At 58.8% G+C, this 21,675-nt stretch carries 13 protein-coding genes; 10 read left to right on the top strand and 3 right to left on the bottom strand.

What is annotated here, in order from left to right:
* Window positions 1–91 precede the first annotated feature (91 nt).
* From purE to FTW19_RS03510, 3 genes are read left to right on the top strand one after another with little or no spacing between them, the layout of a single operon-like run.
* Window positions 92–589: a 5-(carboxyamino)imidazole ribonucleotide mutase gene (gene purE / locus FTW19_RS03500; protein ID WP_147646354.1), complete on the top strand. Its 498-nt coding sequence runs from the start codon at window positions 92–94 to the stop codon at window positions 587–589.
* Window positions 586–1,740, top strand: coding sequence for a 5-(carboxyamino)imidazole ribonucleotide synthase (gene purK / locus FTW19_RS03505; RefSeq protein WP_147646355.1), 1,155 nt, complete (start codon window positions 586–588; stop codon window positions 1,738–1,740). The genes purE and purK overlap by 4 nt, the downstream gene beginning before the upstream one ends.
* Before the next feature lie 30 nt (window positions 1,741–1,770).
* Window positions 1,771–1,968, top strand: coding sequence for a hypothetical protein (locus FTW19_RS03510; protein WP_147646356.1), 198 nt, complete (start codon window positions 1,771–1,773; stop codon window positions 1,966–1,968).
* A gap of 511 nt (window positions 1,969–2,479) precedes the next feature.
* Here FTW19_RS03510 and FTW19_RS03515 read toward each other — a convergent pair.
* A complete protein-coding gene (locus tag FTW19_RS03515; RefSeq protein WP_147645765.1) occupies window positions 2,480–3,532 on the bottom strand; it encodes an IS110 family transposase in 1,053 nt (350 codons plus the stop codon).
* A gap of 127 nt (window positions 3,533–3,659) precedes the next feature.
* On the bottom strand, window positions 3,660–4,361 hold the full coding sequence (locus FTW19_RS03520) for a hypothetical protein (RefSeq protein WP_147646357.1): 702 nt from the start codon (window positions 4,359–4,361) through the stop codon (window positions 3,660–3,662).
* Window positions 4,362–4,816: 455 nt separating this feature from the next.
* Between FTW19_RS03520 and FTW19_RS03525 the strand changes: the two genes are divergently transcribed.
* The gene (locus FTW19_RS03525) at window positions 4,817–5,926 is read left to right on the top strand and encodes a serine hydrolase domain-containing protein (protein ID WP_147646358.1); all 1,110 of its coding nucleotides are present in this window, start codon (window positions 4,817–4,819) and stop codon (window positions 5,924–5,926) included.
* Window positions 5,927–6,068: 142 nt separating this feature from the next.
* Here FTW19_RS03525 and FTW19_RS03530 read toward each other — a convergent pair whose 3' ends face one another.
* The gene (locus FTW19_RS03530) at window positions 6,069–9,812 is read right to left on the bottom strand and encodes an NACHT domain-containing protein (protein WP_147646359.1); all 3,744 of its coding nucleotides are present in this window, start codon (window positions 9,810–9,812) and stop codon (window positions 6,069–6,071) included.
* A gap of 148 nt (window positions 9,813–9,960) precedes the next feature.
* Here FTW19_RS03530 and FTW19_RS03535 point away from each other — a divergent pair, with 148 nt between their 5' ends.
* The 6 genes from FTW19_RS03535 (at window position 9,961) to bglX (ending at window position 21,664) form a co-directional block, all read left to right on the top strand.
* Window positions 9,961–10,479 carry a cupin domain-containing protein gene (locus FTW19_RS03535; RefSeq protein ID WP_147646360.1) on the top strand — a complete coding sequence of 173 codons (519 nt, stop codon included), beginning with the start codon at window positions 9,961–9,963 and terminating at the stop codon, window positions 10,477–10,479.
* Between the two features lie 485 nt (window positions 10,480–10,964).
* Window positions 10,965–12,056, top strand: a complete 1,092-nt coding sequence (locus tag FTW19_RS03540; RefSeq protein WP_246153551.1) for a LacI family DNA-binding transcriptional regulator — start codon at window positions 10,965–10,967, stop codon at window positions 12,054–12,056.
* 268 nt (window positions 12,057–12,324) lie between these two features.
* Window positions 12,325–15,687, top strand: a complete 3,363-nt coding sequence (locus tag FTW19_RS03545; RefSeq protein WP_147646361.1) for a TonB-dependent receptor — start codon at window positions 12,325–12,327, stop codon at window positions 15,685–15,687.
* A 519-nt stretch (window positions 15,688–16,206) separates the two neighbouring features.
* Complete coding sequence (locus FTW19_RS03550; protein WP_147646362.1) at window positions 16,207–17,604, top strand: glycoside hydrolase family 30 protein; 1,398 nt, start codon at window positions 16,207–16,209, stop codon at window positions 17,602–17,604.
* Window positions 17,605–17,862: 258 nt separating this feature from the next.
* A complete protein-coding gene (locus FTW19_RS03555; RefSeq protein ID WP_246153552.1) occupies window positions 17,863–19,353 on the top strand; it encodes a carboxylesterase/lipase family protein in 1,491 nt (496 codons plus the stop codon).
* Window positions 19,354–19,378: 25 nt separating this feature from the next.
* The gene (gene bglX / locus FTW19_RS03560; protein ID WP_147646363.1) at window positions 19,379–21,664 is read left to right on the top strand and encodes a beta-glucosidase BglX; all 2,286 of its coding nucleotides are present in this window, start codon (window positions 19,379–19,381) and stop codon (window positions 21,662–21,664) included.
* Window positions 21,665–21,675 lie beyond the last annotated feature (11 nt).

Consider the following 21,675-nt stretch of genomic DNA (forward strand, 5'->3'; position numbering starts at 1 on the left):
TCATTCAATTATTCCGTTATTCAATCCTTCAATTTCTCCCCTCCCCTGTGGAACCGTAACCCACACGATCCACACTGATATCATCAGGCCCATGAGCACCTCGCCGCTGGTTGGAGTGGTGATGGGCAGCCGCAGTGACTACAAGGTCATGAAGGCTGCCGTTACTGTGTTGCAGGAGTTTGGCGTTCCCTGTGAGGCGCGTGTCGTCTCCGCCCATCGAACACCGGATCTCCTGATGGAGTACGCCGCTACCGCCGAAACGCGGGGCCTGCGTGTCATCGTCGCCGGCGCCGGCGGCGCCGCGCATCTGCCCGGAATGCTGGCGGCCAAGACCGTCGTTCCCGTGCTTGGAGTTCCCGTGCCTGCGACTATGTTGCAGGGCACCGATTCGCTGCTCTCGATCGTCCAGATGCCCAAAGGGGTTCCCGTCGGCACGCTCGCTATCGGAGAAGCCGGAGCCATGAACGCCGGGCTGCTGGCTGTCGCGATCCTGGCCACTACCGACGACGCTCTGCGCGAGAAGCTCAAGGCATGGCGTGCCGCACGCACCGCCGCCGTCCTGGCTGAGTCCCTGGAGGACGAGGCGTGAGCGCAATTCTTCCCGGTAAGACCGTCGGCATCTTCGGCGGTGGACAGCTCGGCCGCATGATGGCCATGGCCGCACGCTCCTTCGGCTACAAGATTCACGTCCTCGATCCCGATCCCGCCTGCCCCGCCGCTTATGTGGTCGACAAGGTGATTGAAGCAAGCTGGCGCGATGACTGGGAGGCCGGTAACCTTGCTCGCGGATGCGACGTGGTCACGCTCGAGATCGAGCAGATCTCACCTGAGAGCATGGCGATGGCCTCGCGCTTTGCGCCGGTGCGCCCCGGAGCGCAGATGCTCGCCATCATCCAGGACAAAATTGAACAGAAGACCTGGCTGCAGAAGATGGGCTTCCCCGTCGGTCCCTTCCGCGGCGTCCGTAGCCTGGAAGAGTTGTCCAGCGCAGTGATGGAGCTGGGCGGTGACTGCTTCATCAAGAGCGCCCGCGGCGGCTACGACGGCCGTGGACAGGCCCGCATGTATCCCGAAGAGGTCTCCGATGGCTCCATCCGCGATGCCTGGCTCGCCGTCGGCGAGACCGACTGCGTCGTCGAAAAGGCAGTCGATCTCGAGCAGGAGATCTCGGTCATGGTCTCGCGCTCGCCCAGCGGCGAGGTGAAGGTCTTTCCCGCCGCCGGCAACGTGCATGAGAACCAGATCCTGGTCTGGAGCGTGATCCCCGCCCCGATACCGCATGAGCTCGATCGCCAGGCGCGCCAGATCGGGGAGGCGCTGGCCGATACCTTCCAGCTCGAAGGCCTGCTGGCGGTGGAGATGTTCGTCACCAAAGACGGCAAGCTGCTGATCAACGAACTGGCTCCGCGGCCGCACAACAGCTACCACCAGAGCGAGCGCGCCTGCGTGACCGGCCAGTTCGAACAGGCGATTCGCGCTGTCTGCGATCTGCCTCTCGGTGATGTCTCCCTGGTAGAGCCCGCAGCGATCGTCAATCTGCTGGGCGAGGTCTGGCTCGATGAGCAGGGCAACGAGCGTCAGCCGCACTTCGATGCAGCCTTGGCCGTCCCGGGAGTGCGCCTGCATCTCTACGAAAAGCTGAAGCCGCGCCGCGGCCGCAAGATGGGTCACCTCTCTGCCGTCGGAGCAACCGGAGATGAAGCGATTGCCAGGGTGCGGGAGGCGAAGTCGCGGCTGTGATCGCTGCCGCACCGGTGTACGATCTTCCCTATGAGTCATGATCTTGTTCCCAAAGCACCCCTTCGCAAAACTGGCCTAAGCCCCAAAGAGCAGAAGCTGCAGGCGATGCTTGAGAAGATGAAAGGCAAGGCCGCAGGCGCCAAGCCTGGCAGCGCCGGCGCTACCGGCGGTTTCAAAGCAAAGGGCAACGTCGCCAAGAAGACCTCGTTCCAGCGCAAAGCCACGTAGAGCGCGGACCCGACGTTAAGGAAGAAGACTGTGTCAAGGGGTAAAAAGAGCGTACGTCATTATTCGATGCGAGAGCACCGTTTGAGAGTCCAGAGGCAAGGGGTTAGAGGACCGGTGTCTTCTGGGGTAACTCAACGCTGCATCACATCTCTGTGGGGCCTAGCCCCACCAACCATCGATTCGACCGTATAAAACAGGCCATGATGCTTCTATGCGGACATCCAGCCTGTGCTGGATGCGAAAGCGCTCACTCAACGTCACGACCATGGATGGCCATCGATAAGGAAGAAGACTGTGTCAAGGGGTAAAAAGAGCGTACGTCATTATTCGATGCGGGAGCACCGTTTGAGAGTCCAGAGGCAAGGGGTTAGAGGACCGGTGTCTTCTGGGGTAACTCAACGCTGCATCACATCTCTGTGGGGCCTAGCCCCACCAACCATCGATTCGACCGTATGAAACAGGCCATGATGCTTCTATGCGGACATCCAGCCTGTGCTGGATGCGAGAGCGCTCACTCAACGTCACGACCATGGATGGCCAGGGGCACCCCCGAGCTGCTCTCGATATGGGCGATCTCTGGATAGCGTTTGTTCAGCCTGAGCATCCAGTAGAGTCGCACTGCTAACCTCCTTGCTGCCGCCACCTTGGCCACTGCTTTCGGCTTGTGGTGGCAGCGAGCCTGATACTGCTTTCGAAATCCCTCATCCAGCCGGCAGGCCGTCTGTGCTGCTTCCACCAGCAACTGGCGCATGAACCGGTTACCCTGCTTGCTGATGGCTCCCAGTTTGCGCTTGCCGCCCGAGGTGTATTCGCTGGGGATCAGGCCCAGATAGCTGGCGACCTTCCCGCTGTACTCGAACCGGCTCACATCGCCGATCGTCAGTACGAAGGCCATCGCCGTGATCGGACCGACTCCCGGCTGGCTCATCAACAGCTCCGCCTTCGCATCCTCCCTGGCCGCCTGCACGACTGCCTCATCCAGCTCCTTGATCTGCTGATCCAGACCCTTCATCAGCTCCAGCAGATCCTCCCGTCGCCGGGCACTCCAGCCCTCCAGAGGAAGCTTTTCCAACTCAGCCCTCCCCCGAACGCTCCACAGCCGCGACTGCTTCTGTACGCCACGGTTCATCGCCAGGTGCTGCAGCCCGTTCTTCACCCGGGTCCGGATCTCCACCAGCTTGTGTCGGTGGATCAGCAGCTGACGAAGATCCCGCTGCTTGGCTGAAGGCGTCCACAACCGCGGAAACCGGTCCTCCACCAGCAGCTTCAGGATATGGTCCGCATCCCGGCGGTCCGTCTTCTGCTTCCGTACATAGCTGGCTCGGATCTTCGCCGCATCTCCGACCCACACCGTGTGACCCAGACTGCCTAGCAGATCAATAAACCACTGCGCGTTGCCGCACGACTCGATCCCTACAAGCGCTCCTGGAGACAACGACCGGTAGAACCGCTCCGCCTCCCCGTCCCCGTTGACCAGCTTCGCTTCCCGGTACTCGCCAGTCTCCTGATCTAAAAATGAAACCTGCTGCCACTGCGGATGGAAATCACAACCTACAATCTGCATAAGAAGGCTTCTCCTGATCTTCCCGATAGGTCAGTCCTCTAACCCTTACCTATCTCGATCTTCGCTGAAGCCTTCTTCCTTATCCCATCAATATCTGCGGAGCAGATGTGGGAATATCACACACAGCTCACTTCCCCGCCGCCGCCTCAACCCCACGCAAACTAAAGCTAGCAACACTCGCCGGATCCGACCCGGCCCGCACCTGCAGCGTCCCCAGCACCTCAAATGCCGGCGGCTTCTGGCTCTGAAGCCGAAAGACCAGCACCCCAGGCTGAACCTCTTTCGCCGACAGAAGAGCAAACCCACCCGTCTGCTCCCGCAAATCCATCTGCGCGGCAACCACCTCTTCGCTCGCCGGCGTGGGAACAGCCTCAGCCAGCGCCGGCGCACTCGCCTGGTTGAAAGCCGCAAGCCACTTATAAAGCAGATGCCCCGCCGGACTGTCAGGAATAAGCCCCGTCTGGTTCCCATAACGAGGCAGATGAACCAGCAGCGTAGGGTGAACCGGGCTCACATAATCGCCCTTACGCGCCGGCGCCGGAGCATCGGCCGGATCGGAAAGCACAATGGTATCGATCTGGTTCGGATCGTCGTTCTCGTCATCATGCGACCTCGCCGAAGCACCACCACCGGAGGAACGCGAGACCTCATCACTGTCCGGACGGAAACGAATGTGCCCATTGTGACGCAGGGCATAAGCAACCGCGAACAGCACAACAACCGCCATCACCATCGCGAGCAACACGGCAGAACGCCGTATCGGTTGCCGCTCACTGACATAGAACCGCGGAGCGCTATGAATCGCGGGTCTCTCGGGAAGGGGCTGCATAAGACGGTGTCCTCTGCACGTTCCACGGCGGACTACACTCAGAAGGATCGCAGCCGCCATCAACAGTCTAGTCGCGACGGCCGTTCCGCTATGAGTCACGCCAGAATTCCAGCGTGGGCCTCACAGATGTTGTCATCCTGAGCTACGAATCCGGGTGCCCCGGGTCCCTGGGGGACCTGGGCATTCGCGCGGAGCGCGAACCGCTTTTTGGGTTGTCATCCGCTGAACGAAGTGAAGGACCCGTTTTTCCCGCTGCACACAGTGCAGCCAGTTCGCACCAAAGGTGCGAATGTATTGCTTAAGGGGACGGCTTCAGCCGTCCCGTAAATTGAGCAAGAAGAAAAGCGGTTTTAACCGCTGAGGGCAATCCTCCAACCCTCCAACAAACCCGTGGCCGCCATCAACAATCGAGCCACCCGCTATCATGGTCACGCCACAATTCCAGCGGAGGCCCAATGAACCGAAGAACCTTCCTCCGCCTCCTGCCGGCGGCATCGCTTTCGTCCGCCCAATCACAATCCCAACTCAAAAACCTCGAAACCCAAATCCCCACCTTCCTGAAGTCCAACAACGTCCCAGGCCTCTCCCTCGCAGTCTTCAAAAACAGCCAAATCATCTGGCTCCAGGGCTTCGGCGTCACCGATCGCGCATCGGGCGCTCCTGTCGACAGCAACACACTCTTCGAAGCCGCCTCCATGAGCAAACCCGTCTTCGCCTATCTGGTCCTGAAGCTATGTGAGCAGCGCACACTCTCGCTCGATACGCCGCTCACCACCTACACCAGCCGGCGAATCATCGAAGGCGATCCCCGCATCAACCGCATCACCGCCCGACACATCCTCTCGCACTCCAGCGGCCTCGTCCCCGACTGGCGCTCGCCGGACCAGCCATTAAGAATCGCATTCAACCCCGGAGAGCGATGGTCCTACTCCGGCGAGGGATACTGCTACCTTCAATCGGTCATCACCGATCTCATCGGCCACACTGACCCGAAGCAGTGCGATCAGTTCGAAGCAGGAGTAAAGGTCTGCGCAACCGACTTCGGCGAAACCATGGAATCCCGGGTCATCAAACCATTGGGCATGACCTCCAGCGGCTATACCTTGAATTTCAAGCCCGCCAAACGCCGCGCACGTCCCCATGACGCAAACGGAAACCCATTACCCTATGGAACCAGCCGAGCCACCGATCTCGCGCGCTATGGCGCCGCCGGTGGACTCATCACTACTCCTGCCGACTACGCAAAGTTCCTGATGCAGATCATCGATCCCAAACCACAGGACGATCATCACCTCAGTGCAGCCAGCCTGCGAGAGATGACAACTCCCCAGATCGAAGTCAGCAAGGCAGACGATTACACCATCGCATGGGGACTCGGCTGGCGCATCGCGCGCACACCGAAACGCGTCTACTTCGGACACGACGGCGCGAACCCCGGCTTCCAGTGCATCGCAGAAGCCTGCGCAGCAGACCGCTCAGGCTTCGTCCTGATGACCAACAGCGACAACGGCATGAAGGTACTGGAAAAACTAGCTCCCGAAATATCGAAACGCCTTCATTCGTAGGGTGAGTCAAAGGTGACTTTTGGCGAAATCTGCTCTCGACATCAGGTCAATTGCTGACAAGAATCGATTCTCATCTTTGAATTCCGAAATGAGATATTGCTCAGCCTCTTCTCGCCTCGTGATTACCAGTCATCTCCACTCGCTACTGCTTGGGTCTTCGATCCAGCATTTTTAAGCGGATCACAGAACCGGCGAGGATGAGGAAAATCGCGCTGCAAAGAATCAACACCACGAAACGCCATGTCCCATCCGCAGTGATGAAGCTGGCGATTCCGACGGCAAGGCTTAGGAAGCCGACAATGAATAGGATAATCTGGGACTTTTTCTTCAGATACCAAGGGATGCCGTTCTCCGCGGCCATGCGCAAGAGCCCTTCGGATGTTTCAACTTGCCACCGGCGATGGAAGTGCGCTTCTTCAACGTATGCCAGTTGAGCGCGTAGCCATCCTACTTCGGGGAGGGCTTGTAACACGGAGCGGAAAACCTTGAGGTTGCCTCGGCTGCGCATGCTCACCAGTGCCGACTCGCGCAACATCCGAATTGTCACCGGCCCGGCGAAGAATGTTGCGCCTTGAATTTGTCCGATATTTGCCGGGAATTGCCGGTTCATCCATATATATAGCTCAGCGACTTCACCATCTCCCATTTGTTTCAGCCAGTTATTTTCTTGCGATACGTCTCCGGCGCGACCAATCGCCTGCTGGCCAATCGAGGGTTCTGCAAAAATTAGATCCCTCAGCGCAGTCCAAGTTCCGGGCTTTGCGTAGCGCAATAAGAGCGCGACGATTGTAACCAAGCGCTCATCTCTGCTTTTACCGAAATAGATGCATAACCGCCTAAATTCTTGCCAAAGGTACTCTTCAAAGAGTTGCTGTGCTTCGGTAAAGCCAAGCGCGACGAGTGTATCCCAACAAGAGTTAGCGAGGTCGATGCGCCGAGTCTGTTCCAACATGAAGCGTGTGATTTCCGCCGCCCAGTTGAAGCGCAGACCATCCACAATGGAATGGCAGCTGCCTGCGGGAATGTACAAACTCAGGACCTGTTCCATTGCGGCTATAAATGGCGGTAGTCGTTGTGCGAGAAAGTTACGAAAGTCTCGATCGCGCCTGTTCGTTCCTGTAAATGCATACCATATGGCCAAGGTAGACCAGCGCTGCCACACATCGTCATCGACGCCTAGAAGATCGGCCGGACTGTTCTCGACTGTATTTAGCAGTGCAGCAAACTCGGCCGCAGCCCAACCTGGCCATCCGGTCCGACCGAGAAAATCGGGTGGTGGCCGAGTGCCATTCAATAGGCAACGTTGCGCTGCCAAGTAGAGACGAGCACGCGTCTGGTTATCGAAATAGATCCAGCAGGTCAATTGCTCGAGTCTCGAAGCTCCTCCCCAACTGTGAACGTCAGGCCAATCTGCCACAAGTATTGAGTCCCAGATAGAAAACCACGCGTTGGGTTCACCTCCTTCGCTTCTATCCAAGAGTTGATTGAGCGTTTCTAACTTCTCTTCGATCTTGTTATGGCGGGCACGCGCCTGACGGTCTCCGCGCCCATACTCGTTCTGTAACTGTTGAGCCGTCGTTGATCCAAGCTCTACGCTGAGCACCTGGGCAAGGAACGCATCAATGACACCCTCTTGGGTTCCCCGATAAATTGCGGCCAGGGCAGCCGGATGCTCTCGGCCTAACATGAAAAAAATGGTGCTAATTTTTTTGCGCAGCGCGTCATCGCCTTCGCGGGCCATCTCCAGTAGCTGATCAGAATCGGTCGCTCCCACAAGCAGCGCTTCGAAAACCCTCCGCAAGATGTAAGGGGAATTCTCGACGGAAAGGATCGCCGAGCGCAGCACAAGAGTTCGACGTTCGCCATCCCGCGTCAAGCGTTCCGGCCACTGATTCCGCGACCGCAGCCCAATCCCTTCCGGGAATCCGGACAGGTGGCTGCGGAGACGGTGCAGTAACGATGCAACAAAAGCTCTTCGGACCGCAGCGTCTTGAACGCCCTCCCAAGCCACCACCATGATCCTGTCAATGATGGGATCAAAGTAAGCATTCCGGCTTCCAGCCAGCCAATCTTGCTGTGCCCAGCGCATCAAAATCAGACGGTCGGCTGTTGGCAGAGTCGCTTCCAGTTCGTTCGCGAATTTCACCAGAAAGATTTCATATCCACCGGCGTGATGAGGATTACGCGGTGGCGTCAGCAGTGGCATCAGTTCTGTGAGGGTGAAGTTGCCGGGCCAGTTAGCCGAAAGCGCGCATCCTTTAAGGTTGTCGTTGACATCTTCGATCACAGGATCAGCCGCGAAGCGCCGAATAGCCTTCCGCGCTTCTTTCGTCCCCGTCTGCGCGATGGCCGATGCGGCAAGCTGTCGCAAATCTAATGACGCCTTCTTGTTTTCGACGAGCGTGACAAGCTCATCGCTCAGTTCCGAGAGGTCACATGCTATGGCAATATGGAGTGCTGTTGAGCACTCCCAGTCTTTCCGTGGACGACGGATGTACTTAGATAGCTGCTTGACGATACCTGGATACTTGAAGCGGTGAGCATACGAGGAAACCTGCGATGCCAACTCCCACGTCGTCTTTCTTTCAATCGAATGCTTCACCAGTCTCGGCAGAATGGCCGTGTTGACTGCGTCTTCGTCAATGAACAGGAGCAAACTAGGGTTCAATTCAACAAGATGGCGCTGCAACTCGCGTCGAAGTTCGCCTATCCATATCGCGGTCGATGACAATTGCTGGGGTATGCCTGTGCCTTGGTCCCCAGCAACAGAGATCAGATTCCGGATGCTGGCTGTCGTTAGTTGCTGCGAGATACACCACGAGGCCGCGAGAAATTCTGCGTAGCTCCAATTGGTCCATACCAAGACATTAGGGCTCAGGAAGCTGAATAAAGCTGACGCCAGCACCTCGCGTAATTCAGTGGGCGTCACATCAATCGAGCAGATTTCGGATGCCGTTAGGGTGCCTTCGGGTAGGAGAACTTCAGCAGCGTTTGGGTGTTGAAGGAGGCGCCGATCGCAGAACACACTCATCGCTGCGATACGTTCGACAATCACCATCCTTCGATCGATCGGAACGCTCGTCAGGCGATGCCCTTCAAGCACGTCGATATTATGCTCACTTGCCAGATATCGGCAGCCCTGTTGATACATTGCTACGTGAGTAGCAGGAAGCCGGTTTTGCTCGGTGAAGATGCCGAGGATCATTTTCAGCGTTAGTGGTCGAGCTGCAAACGTCGCCGCATTGGCGCGCCGGATCTCGTTCAATAAGCTGTTTGACTGGATAGAGTGTTCCAGGGCAGCGCTTTCGACGTCGCGTTGGCGTAGCGGCGCAAGATTCGCCTTACTGGGGTTGTTCCCAAACCCCATTGAAAGAGCGAGCTCGAGGGAATCTGGCCAGAACGCCGGTCTACACGTAATGCGAAACCAAAGCCGTTGGACCGGCCATTTCCCTAGCGCCCTAGTTAAAAGAGTGGACCAAGTATCCACCCTGAGCAGAGCCTCGTCGAGGCTGTCGAGGAATAGAAAGAGTTCGGCTTTATCGTCAGTGATCCATGTCGCAATAGCCGGCGAGGCGAGAAACTGTTCCGCCGTTACGTCTGAACCGAAGTCTCGAAGGGAACAGAAGATCACGTTTTCGGGTTGCGGCGCGCTTTTCCGAACCCGTTCATACTCCTTTCGAAGGACATCTGATTTCCCGATGCCGGCATCCCCTAAAAGAATGCAGCAACGCTGGTTGAAGAATTCTCCTAGGGTGAGCAAACCCGGATTGGAGTATTGCTCATAACGACCTTCCGGATCGGGAAGAAATCCGTCCGACAACGACAGCGACGCGCCTGTGGGTAGGACATAACGTGGCCAATTATGATCCAAATCCGGCAGGCGCATGGAGAACTCAGTTCAGAGGAAACTGATTGTAAGCTGGCGACCAGTCGCGGCTCAAGAATCATTAGCGTGGGTATCTGATTCTCCGACCACCAAATGCCCATCATTTCCTCAACCTGATACTCTGATGCTCGAAAAGAGGCTTTCACCCATGAAGACACGTTCGTCCCGCCGTTCGTTCCTCGGTTCCGCGTCTGCTGCTGCGCTTGGCTTGGGCGCTGCTGCCCTGTCCTCCAAAGACGCCGCCGCGCAGGCCGCTCCTTCAGGACCTCCGGTAGCCTTTCAGCCGATCACTGCGGAGAAGTTGGCGGAGCTGCTGCAGGCTGTCCACCAGAAGCCGGGCAACAAGGACCTGGTCGATGGCAAGGGAACCGCCGTGACTATGGTGCTGACCAACGAGGTCGCCAAGTCCGCTCCCGAATTTGAGTATCACCAGACCCGTGACCATGTCTTCCAGATCCTCGATGGCGAGGCGACTTACTATGTCGGCGGAACCCCGAAGAATCCGCGTCAGACCAAGCCGGGTGAGTTCCTCTGCCCTGACTCCGAAGGCGCCACCGCCGTCACGCTCAAGAAGGGCGACTACTTCTTCATCCCCCGCATGACCCCGCACAAGCGCGTCACCAAGACCAGCGTCAGCTTTGTCCTGATCAGCGCCACCACTGCGTGAGGAATCCGATTGAGCTTTGCCAGAAGTTGGGGTATTCCTAACTCACCCTAGCGTTGCGAGTGTTCACCCCAACGAACATAGTTCGTTGGGGACCCCGAGGGTGGGGCACCCGAGGTCGGGAAGCTCCTTTAGAAGCGGGTCCTTCGCTTTGCTCAGGATGACAAAGTGACGGTAGGTGTAAGCGCTGAAGGCCGGGGTCCCCAATGAACTTGTTCATTGGGGTGAAAAGCGCGCTCTATATCAGCCTGGGGCAACGCCCCAGGTTTGGTGCCCACAGGATTGTTAAAGGGCTGAAAGGCCCGCTCTATAGTTCTTCAGTAAAGGCAAATTTGCCGATGCGCCCTAAGCGCTGTAGCCGGACCCGCAGGAAGGTCCGTCGAAAAGAGATGCGCCCTGCGCTGCAAGAATTCTGCATACTGAGAGCGGGCCGGTTGTCAGCCAGCCGGCCTTCTACTTTTTGAAAGTGTTTCCTGGTCTAGTCAAGAGTGTCTGAATCGACAAAAGGTCGTGGTCGCAAGCCGGCGCCGGCAAAGCCGTCCGTCGCGGGAAAACGCATCAGCCTCAAGGAGCTTGCCGCTTTCCTGAAGGTCGACCCCTCCACCGTCTCCGTGGTGCTGAACGACGTGCCCGGCCGCTCCATCTCGCCGGCCACGCGCCAGCGTATCAAGGACGCCGCCAAAGAGTTCAACTACAGCCCCAGCCTGCTCGCCCGATCGCTGCGCCAGCAGGACACACGCACCTTCGGCATTCTTCTGCCGCTGGTCGGCGAGGAGTACCACGCCCAGGTACTGAGCGGCGTCGCCAGTGAGCTGGAGCGCAATCAGTACTCCTACCTGATCGCGCAGCACCGCCACAGCGAAGAGAAGACCGAAGCCTACATCGAGATGCTGATCTCGCGCGGCGTACAGGGCTTCATCGCCATCGATACGCACCTGACCAGGTCGCTGCAGGTGCCCTGTGTTGCCGTCGCCGGTCATGCGCATATCCCCGGCATCACTAACGTGATGCTGAACCACGATCACGCCGCCGAGCTGACCATGCGCCACCTCCGCGACCTCGGACACAAGCGCATCGCCTTCATCCGCGGACAGGCTTTCAGCTCCGACTCCGAAAGCCGCTGGAAGGCAATGTCGCAGGCGGCAAAGCACTTCAAGATCTCCATCCCCGAAGGTCTGGTGATGCAGCTCGACCGCGACATCACCTCACCGGAGCTGGGCTACACCGTGGTGCAGAAGCTGATGAAGCAGTCGCGCGACTTTACCGCCATCGTCTGCTTCAACGACATCGCCGCCCTGGGCGCCATCCGTGCGGTAGGCGACGCCGGCCTGCGCGTGCCGGAAGATGTTTCGATCATCGGCTTTGACGACATCCGCGTCTCTGTCTTCGCCCGGCCATCGATCACCACCATCCGCCAGCCGCTGCAGGAGATGGGTGAAACCGCCGCCAAGGTCCTCTTTAGTCGTCTCAAAGGCGAGCGGGACGGCGATGACATCGCGGTTGAGCCGGAATTGATCATTCGTGAGTCCACTGGACGGGCGCCGTACCGGTATCCGGTCGGGCGCGCCTCTGCGAAATAAAGCATTTTTCCTGCTGCTGGGTATACCGGAAGGGGCGTGCGGCGGCGTTTTCATTGCGGAAAACGCCCATAGATGCGGGAACCCTACATGACACCTGCAGGAAAAATACTTTAGGCCTTGACAGGGCTGTAAGCCAAAGCCTCTAATGACTGCCGGCAGACCTGCGTCTCTCACAAACAATCGATTGTCTTCATGAGTGGAGAAATATGCATTTTCAAAACAATCGATTGTTCATGGCGCACGGATCCTGCTCATTTGGAGGCACGATATGTCAATCTCTCGCAAGCAGCTTGCTGCAGCGGGCGTTCTTTTACTTTCTCTGGCGACGTACTCGGCAGAGGCTCAGAATGCGAATGCAGGCGATATCCGCGGTGTGGTCACTGATCCGACAGGAGCCGTGATCGCCGGAGCAACCGTCACTGTTCTCGATAAGGACAAGGGCGTCACCACTACCTACACCACAGACACATCCGGTCTGTACGACACCGGCCCGATCGTTACCGACAACTACCAGGTCACCGTCGCCAAGCAAGGCTTCGCCAGCTACGTTCGCTCGCAGATCACCCTGCAGGTCGGCGTCATCACGGTGAACGCACAGCTCAAGGTAGGCACCACTGAGACCTCGGTCGTTGTGGCTGAAGATGTTCCGCTGATTCAGACCGAGACCGGCGAACAGTCCACCACGCTCGAGAGCAAGGTTCTGTCGAAGCTGCCGAACCCCACCCCTGATTGGCAGAACTTCATCAAGCTGATTCCGGGCGCGACCGCGACCTCGACCTCCGGCACCACCAACACCGGTCAGGCCTACTCGGTAAACGGCAACCTGCCCTACAACGCTGTGCTGGCGGACGGCGCCTCGTCCGCTCTGTCGCACTCCGGCAATGCCGACGTGTCGACCTTCGAGACGGTGCAGGAGGTGCAGGTCAATACCTCGGCCTTCTCCGCACAGTTCGGTACCGGCGGCGTGATCATGAACCAGATCAGCAAGGGCGGAAGCTCTACCTTCCACGGAGCGCTGTACGAGTACGCACAGAACGATGCGGTGAACGCTCGCAGCTTCTACCAGACCTCGAAGCCTTACCGTCGTTATCACGACTTCGGCGGATCGATCGGCGGACCGGTATGGCTGCCGCAGTCGCTGGGCGGTAAGAACCGCTTGTTCTTCTACTTCAACTACGACCGCACCATCAGCCTGAGCGCCAGCACCGGCTACCAGACCGTACCCACCGATGCGATGCGCCGCGGCGACTTCTCCGGCATGGCTCCGGTCTATGATCCGAACACCACGACGCAGGTCACGGTCGGCGGAAAGACCTACATCAAGCGCACCCAGTTCGCGAACAACCAGGTGCCCATCTCTGCGACGGCCGCGAAGGTACTGGCGCTGTATCCGAAGGCCAACTACAACGGGTCAAACATGACCGTCAGCCCGACCACCGGTGTTGCGACGAACAACTACTACTACAACCTGCGTTCCAGCAATCCCTACAGCCGCTTCTTCGGCCGCTTCGATTACGACATCTCGCCGACGAACCGCCTGACCGGATCGGTCACCGAGCGTGACAACCCGGCGCGTTACGTCAACGGCCTGGGATGCCCCCTTGTGTGTATGACAGGCGACGTCAGCAGCTATAACTCGCAGATCACCGACGTGTGGAACATCAGCTCGCACACCATCAACGAGGCGCGCCTGGGTTACACCAACCAGCTCAACTTCTTCATTCCGGATACACAGGGCTCCGGCCTTGGACCGTCGCTGGGTCTGCCCTACCTGAAGTTCGACATCATTCCGACCTTCAACATCTCGTCCTACTCAGGCATCAACCAGCCGCTCTCGCCCTTCACCTACAAGGAGCACAACTACGATCCGTCGGACGTGGTGACCATGATTCGCGGCAAGCACATCCTTCACGTCGGCGGCGAGTACATGATCTTCCAGGACAACTCGACCGCATACGGCAACATCAACGGATCGACGCTCGGTTTCACCGGCGTGTACACGCAGTGCACCTACTGCCAGACGGCGGCGGGCGGCAATCAGGCCTCTACCGGCAATGCCTGGGCCGATCTCTATACCGAGCAGATCAACAGCTGGTCGGCACAGGTCACTCCTGAGTTTGCCGGACGCCAGAAGGCTCCGCAGATGTTCATCCAGGACGACTGGAAGCTGACGCCGAACCTCACCGTCAACCTCGGCCTGCGCTACCAGATCATGGAAGGCTGGTCTGACACCAAGAACAACCAGCGTACCTTCGATCCCAACGTGACCAACAGCGTCACCAACACACTGGGCGGCATGTGGTACGCGGGCACCAAGGCGAACGGACGCTCGCAGTTGCAGAACAACGTCTATGACACCGTGCTTCCGCGCGTGGGCTTTGCCTGGCAGTACCAGCCCGGCTTTGTCATCCGCGGCGGCTACGGTCTGTATGCCTACCTGTGGAGCCTGGATACCTACGGTAGCGACGAGGGCTCGGCCTTCGGCTTCAAGGGATCGCTGTCGGATACCAGCAACGGTCAGACCGCGGTCGGTAAGCTGTCAGCTGCGAATCCGCAGTTCCCGTACATCGGACCGACGACGGATTCAGGCGCGTACAACGGACAGGGTGTCAACTTCACCAACCAGCACACGCCGGTGACGAAGATTCACCAGTACAACATCACGGTGGAAAAGCAGATCGGCACCGACATGAAGGCGAGCCTCGCCTATGTAGGCAGCCGCTCGGTCAACCTGACCTTCAGCCGCGACATCAACCAGGTGCCGGTCGACAAGCTGGCTGTCGTCGATCAGCAGTTCCGTCCGTTCCCACAGTTCACCTCCATCAACGGAAGCACCTTCAACTCCGACGCCAACTACAACTCGCTGCAGGCCACCCTTCAGAAGCGTCTGACCCACAGCCTGTCCTTCGATGCCAGCTATGTGTGGTCGAAGTTCCTCAACGAGTTCGACTCGTCAGCATGGGGCAGCCGTAACGGCACCACCACCTACCAGAACTCGTATGACGTGGGAGCCAACTACGGTCCCTCGAACTTCGATGTTCGCAACGCCTTCAAGGGAGATGCGATCTATGTGCTTCCTTTCGGCAAGGGACAGCGCTTCCTGAACAACAACTACCTGGTTGATCAGGCCGTCGGTGGATGGCAGCTTTCCACTACCTATGTGCTGCAGTCCGGTAACCCGATGACCGTCACCATTCCGACCACGTTGGCGCAGACCTATGCCGGTTCGGGCAACATGTATCCGAACTGGGCCAGCAGCCCCACGCTGTCGGACCGCACCCGCGACCACTGGTTCAACACCACCTACATCAGCCAGAGCGGTCAGAAGGTGGGCCCTGACACCAACGCGGCGTACATCATCCCTGCGAACGGAACCTTCGGCAACTTCCATCGCAACAACGTCTACGGCCCCGGCATGGTGAGCTTCAACACCTCGCTCGGAAAGACCTTCAACCTCTACAAGGAGCAGTACAAGTTTGAGCTGCGTGCCGACGCAACCAACGTACTGAACCACCCGGTCTTCGCGAATCCGAATACTTCCATCACCAACGGAAACTTCGGAAAGATCACCTCAACCAACCTGTTCGTCGGCGGGCGAGCCATCCAGCTCATGGGTCGCTTCTCGTTCTGATCTCCTGGCCTGAGAGGCGGGTGTTGCAACGACCCGCCTCTCATTTTTTATGTGCATCGACAAATTCGATTTTCGTTAGGAACTGTCATAAATGTTGTCATCCTGAACGAACGGGGTCCCCAGACAGCTTCGCTGGCTGGGGTGGAGAAGTGAAGGACCTGCTTTTTGAACAGTTCGGATGGCAAAGGCTCTTCAGGGATCCCAAAAGGTAAGGCCCCGGATAATAGACGGAGCCGGGCAATAAGCGCTGAAGGCGCGCTCCATACCAGCCTGGGGCAACGCCCCAGGTACGCAGTAGATAAAAGTCTAAGGGCTGAAGGCCCGCTCCATAGTTCGGCAATCAAAGAGGGCACTCAAACGAAATTTATCGACATGGTGTCCCACAAGTTCGTGAACATAAATCATGAAGGACATTGCCATCCGAAGCGTTGAAGAAAGCAGGTCCTTCGCTTTGCTCAGGATGACAACATTTTGCCGGGAACTTAGATCCACGACACCAGGTCCCAAAGAACAAACTCTATGCGATTGAAAACCACGCTGCTCGGAATCCTCGCACTTTCGCTGACCGTCGCAATGCACGCCCAAAAACCCACCCAGGTCTGGCTCACCACCAGCGACGGCGCCACACTCCTGCATCGTGAAGCCGATCTGAAATGGAGCAAGACCCCCGCCACCGGCGCCATAATTTCGGTCGATGATGCAAAACGTTTCCAGACCATCGACGGCTTCGGACACGCCCTGACTGGCGGCTCCGCACAGCTCCTGATGAAGATGACTCCCGCGGCCCGCAATACCTTGCTGCATGAGCTCTTCGGCAACGGCGACGGACAGATCGGTATGTCGTATCTCCGTGTCTCTGTCGGCGCGTCGGACATGAACGCCTACGTCTACACCTACGACGACATGCCCACCGGTGAAACCGATCCCGAGCTGAAACACTTCACGCTCGCCGAGGATGAGAAGGATGTCATCCCCGTACTGAAAGAGATCCTGGCCATCAATCCCAGGATCAAGATTCTCGCCTCTCCATGGACCGCGCCGTCCTGGATGAAGACCAACGAAAACGTAAAAGGCGGAGCCCTCAAGAAAGAGTATTACCCGGTCTACGCGCAGTACTGGGTGAAGTATCTCCAGGGCATGAAGGCGCACGGCATCACCATCGACGCGCTGACGGTGCAGAACGAGCCGGAGAATCCGAAGAACACACCCAGCCTGGTAATGACCGCTGACGAAGAGGCCGAGTTCATCGGTCAGCATCTGGGGCCGGCTTTACACATCGCCGGTCTGCAAACCAGGATCATCGCCTTCGATCACAACTGCGACCATCCCAACTATCCGGAGACCGTCCTCAAGGATGCAAAATCCGGCCCCGTGACCGACGGCTCCGGCTTCCATCTGTATCTCGGCGACATTAGCGCCATGACGCAAGTACACGATGCCTATCCGCAGAAGAACATCTACTTCACCGAACAGATGGTGGTTGCTTACAAGACGAAGGAACCGATGCCGATTGCGCGTCCCTTCTCGCGCGTGGTGATTGGGGCACTGAATAACTGGAGCCGTAACGTGTTGCTCTGGAACCTCGCCGCCGATCCGCAGAATGGGCCGCACACCAACAACGGCGGCTGCCCCATGTGCTCAGGCTCGCTGACGCTGGACGGCGACAAGGTCACGCGCCTGGTGGCGCACTACACCGCCGCCCACGCCTCAAAGTTTGTGCCGCCGGGCTCAGTTCGTATCGGCTCATCGTGCGAGGGAAGCTGCCCTGCCGAAGTGGTGTTGCGCACGCCCAAGGGAAAGTATGTTCTGCTGGTCAGCAACCCGGATGCGGAGGCGCGTGACTTAAGCGTACGTTTCCATGGAAAGACCTTCCATACCTCGCTGGCCGCCGGCGCTGTCGCAACCTACGTCTGGTGAGAGATTTTTTCTGTAGGTGTAGTGTAGGGATTCCGCATCTATGGGCGTTTTCCGCAATGAAAACGCCGCTGCACTTCCCTTCGGGATACGTAGCAACAGGAAAAATACTCTAAGGAAAGGTTCTAGTGTGGTGAATCTGAAGTTCATAGCAAAACGTTGTCATCCTGAACGAATGTGAAGGACCTGCTTTTTCAACGCTTCGGATGGCAAAAGCTCTAAATGATTTACGTCACGAACTAATGACGCAGGATACTTGCGATGCTGACACGGAGAGAGTTTGTTCAACAGGCCGCACTGGCCATCGGCGGTCTGCGCTATGCCACCGCGCAGACCGCGAATGGGGTCGTCCTCAAGACGCCCTCAGGCCCATTGCGTGGGTTGCAGACCGACGGTGTGCGCGTCTTCCGCGGTGTTCCCTTTGCGCAGCCCCCTGTTGGCGATCTCCGTTTCCGTGCACCACAGCCGGTCACTCCGTGGAAGCAGGTACGTAACGCGACCGAGTTTGCTCCCGCCGCTTGGCAGCAGGACAAAAGTCATCGCCGGAGCGAAGACTGCCTGTATCTGAATATCTGGGCGCCGCAGGGGACTGGGCCATTCTCGGTTTATGTCTGGATTCACGGCGGCGGCTTTACCGGTGGACGCTCGTTCGATCCGATGTTCGATGGAACGAACTTTGCAAAGAACGGCATCGTCGTCATCACGGTGGCGTATCGCCTCGGCGTCTTCGGCTTCCTCGATATGGAGCCGCTTTTAGGCAGCAGCTATCGCGGCTCGGCGAATAATGCGCTGCGCGACCTGATCGCGTCGCTCACCTGGGTCAAGCAGAACGTAGCCGCCTTCGGCGGAGATCCAGACAAGGTAACCATCGGCGGTGAATCGGCGGGCGCGAAGCTCACCTGCCTGCTGATGGGTGTTCCTTCTGCAAGCGGCCTCTTCCATCAGATGATCTCCGAGAGCGGCGGCGCCGAGCGCATCTGGTCGAAAGATCGCGCCAACCAGATCGCCGACGAGTTCGGCGCAGCATGGAGAGCAGTTGGCGGCGGAGCCGCGATTACCAAGGCCGCGCCCGGCGAGCTGATCGTCGCGCAGGAGCGGATGATTCGCACCTCGCCCGTGCACTTCCCGCTACGTGTAGAGATCGACGGCGACCTCATCCAGCAGACACCGCTGGCCACCATTCGAGGCGGCTCGACACGCGGGAAGCGCCTGCTGATCGGCACCAACCTCGATGAGAGCGCCTCCTTCATCGGAACGCATCCGGCAAAGGATGCTGACAGCCAGGACCTCGGCAATCTGCCGGTAGAAAAGTTCCATCCCATCGACCATGCTTACAAGAAGCTCTACCCCAATCTCTCGCCGGAGATGCGCCGCATCCGCAGCGTGACGGCAGAAGAGTATTGGGTACCCACCATGCGCGTTGCCGAAGCGCATGCCGGCGGCGGCAATGAGACGTACCTCTATCGCCTCGACTTCCCCGGCGAAGGACACTACGCAGGGCTGGCCTTCCACTCCTACGACCTGCGCTTTGCCTGGAACCACCTCCCGCCGGAAGCAGCCGCCAATGCGAAGACGTTAGCGGGCACCATGAACACGGCGTGGACTGCCTTCCTGAAGGGCGAAGCTCTGTCAGGATGGCCGGCCTTCGACAACAACAAACAGACAACGATGATCCTCGACGTGCCCAGCCACGTCGCGCAGCGTCCGCATGCCGAAGAGTTGGCCTTGTGGAATGGCCTGCTTACGCAGTGAACCTTAACGAAAAGAAAGTGAGCTCATGCTGAACCGTCTTCCCAATCGCCTTCCCCGCGCCGTCGCCGGTGCTCTTCTGTTTTCCCTTGCTGCCTGCCTCTCTGGACAGACCGCGAAGGACGACGCGGCGATCGAGAAGAAGGTCGACGCGTTGCTAAGGCAAATGACGCTGGAAGAAAAGGTTGAGCAGATGGAGCAGGCCGCCGGCCAGCCCATGTACACACCCAAAGAGAAGGCCGATGCCCTGGCAAAGAACGGCATCGGCAGCTTTCTCTTCTTCACCGATCCCGAGCGCATCAACGCTCTACAGCGCATCGCGATGACCGAGTCGCGGCTGCATATCCCCATCCTCTTCGGCTACGACGTCATCCACGGCTTCCGCACCATCATGCCGGTGCCGCTGGCGATGGCCTCGTCATGGGATCCCGCTCTGGTCGAGCGCACGCAATCGATGGCCGCACGTGAGGCGCGCGCCGCCGGTGTGCATTGGACCTTCGCTCCCATGGTCGATATCGCCCGTGACGCACGTTGGGGACGCATCATGGAAGGCGCAGGCGAAGATCCCTATCTCGGCGAGCAGATGGCGGCAGCGCAGGTGCGCGGCTTCCAGGGCAAGTATGCCGGCGCTCCCGATCACATCCTCGTCTCGGTAAAGCACTTCGCAGGCTACGGCGCGGCAGAAGGCGGTCGTGACTACGACAGCACCAACATCTCCGACGAGCAGTTGCAGAACGTCTACCTGCGTCCCTACAAGGCAGGCGTCGAGGCAGGCGCGGCAACCGTGATGTCTGCCTATCAGAACCTCAACGGCGTGCCGGCAACCGGCAACCGCTGGCTGCTGACCGATGTGCTGCGGCACGAGTGGGGATTCAAAGGCTTCGTCGTCAGCGACTGGGAGTCGGTCGGCAGCATGAAGACCCACGGCTTCGCGAAGGATGAAGAAGACGCCGCCATCCGCGGTGTGCAGGCTGGCGTGAACATGGAGATGACCGGCTCAACCTATCGCAAGTGGATTCCCGCGGCGGTGAAGTCGGGCAAGATTCCCGAGTCGGAGATCGATGCGCTGGTGCGTCCGATCCTCACGATCAAGTACCGCATGGGCCTCTTCGAGAACCCATATGTCGACCTCAAGAACTTCCAGCAGGTGACGCTCTCCGCCGAAGAGCGCAACGCATCGCGCACCGCAGCCGAACAGACCGCTGTGCTGCTCAAGAACGAAAGCCATCTGTTGCCGCTCAACAGCAATCTGAAGCACCTGGCTGTGATCGGCCCGCTTGCCGACAGCAAGCTCGACACCATGGGCTCATGGGCCATCCACGGTGACCGCCGCGATACGGTGACCGTACTCGAAGCTCTGCGCGAGTCTCTGCCGCAGACCAGGATCGACGCAGCAGTTGGTGTCGAGATCGAGCGCGGCTCCGCCACCATCTTCGACGAGCAGGTCGTTCCCGAGAAGCCGACGCTGACGACCGACGCTGCTAAAGCCGAGGCCTTCGCGCACGCAGTCGAGCTCGCGCGCAACGCCGAGGCCACCGTGCTGGTGTTGGGCGAAGCGCAGACCATGAGCGGCGAGGCCGCATCGCGTGCCCGCCTGAATCTTCCCGGCGAGCAACAGAAATTACTGGAAGCAGTCGTGGCGCTGGGCAAGCCTGTGGTGCTGGTGCTGATGACCGGCCGTCCGCTCGACATCACCTGGGCGCAGCAGCACGTGCCCGCAATCCTGAACATCTGGTATCCCGGCACCGAAGGCGGCCACGCAGCGGCAAACCTGTTGCTCGGCAAGGTCAACCCCAGCGGACACCTGCCGGTCACCTGGCCACGAGAGTCCGGGCAGGAACCGCTGTACTACTACCAATCCATTCCACAGAATCCTGACAACACAGAGCATCGCTACTGGGACGCCTCCAGCGCTCCGCTCTATCCCTTCGGCTATGGGCTCAGCTACGCTGATATCCGCATGAAGGGCATGACGCTCGACGCCGACTCGGTCAACACCGACGGGACCATCTGCGCCCGCGTCACGGTAGAGAACACCTCGAAGGTGGCGGGTGCACAGGTCGTGCAGGTCTATACGCATCAGCGGGCCGGCAGCGCCGCACGTCCGGTGCGTGAGCTCAAGGCCTTCCAGAAGGTATGGCTAGCCGCGGGCGAAACCAAAACCGTCGAGCTACAGATCCCAGTCAAAGAGCTCTCCTACTGGAGCCCGGTTTCGAAGAAGGTCGTACTCGAACCCGGTGAGTTCGATCTCTGGGCAGGCTTCGACGCCACCGCGGCAGAGCACAAGAGCTTCCACGTAACAGCAGGTAAGTAAGGACAAATTGC

Origin of the sequence: Terriglobus albidus (assembly GCF_008000815.1) — a bacterium.
GTDB classification, from domain to species: Bacteria; Acidobacteriota; Terriglobia; order Terriglobales; family Acidobacteriaceae; genus Terriglobus; species Terriglobus albidus_A.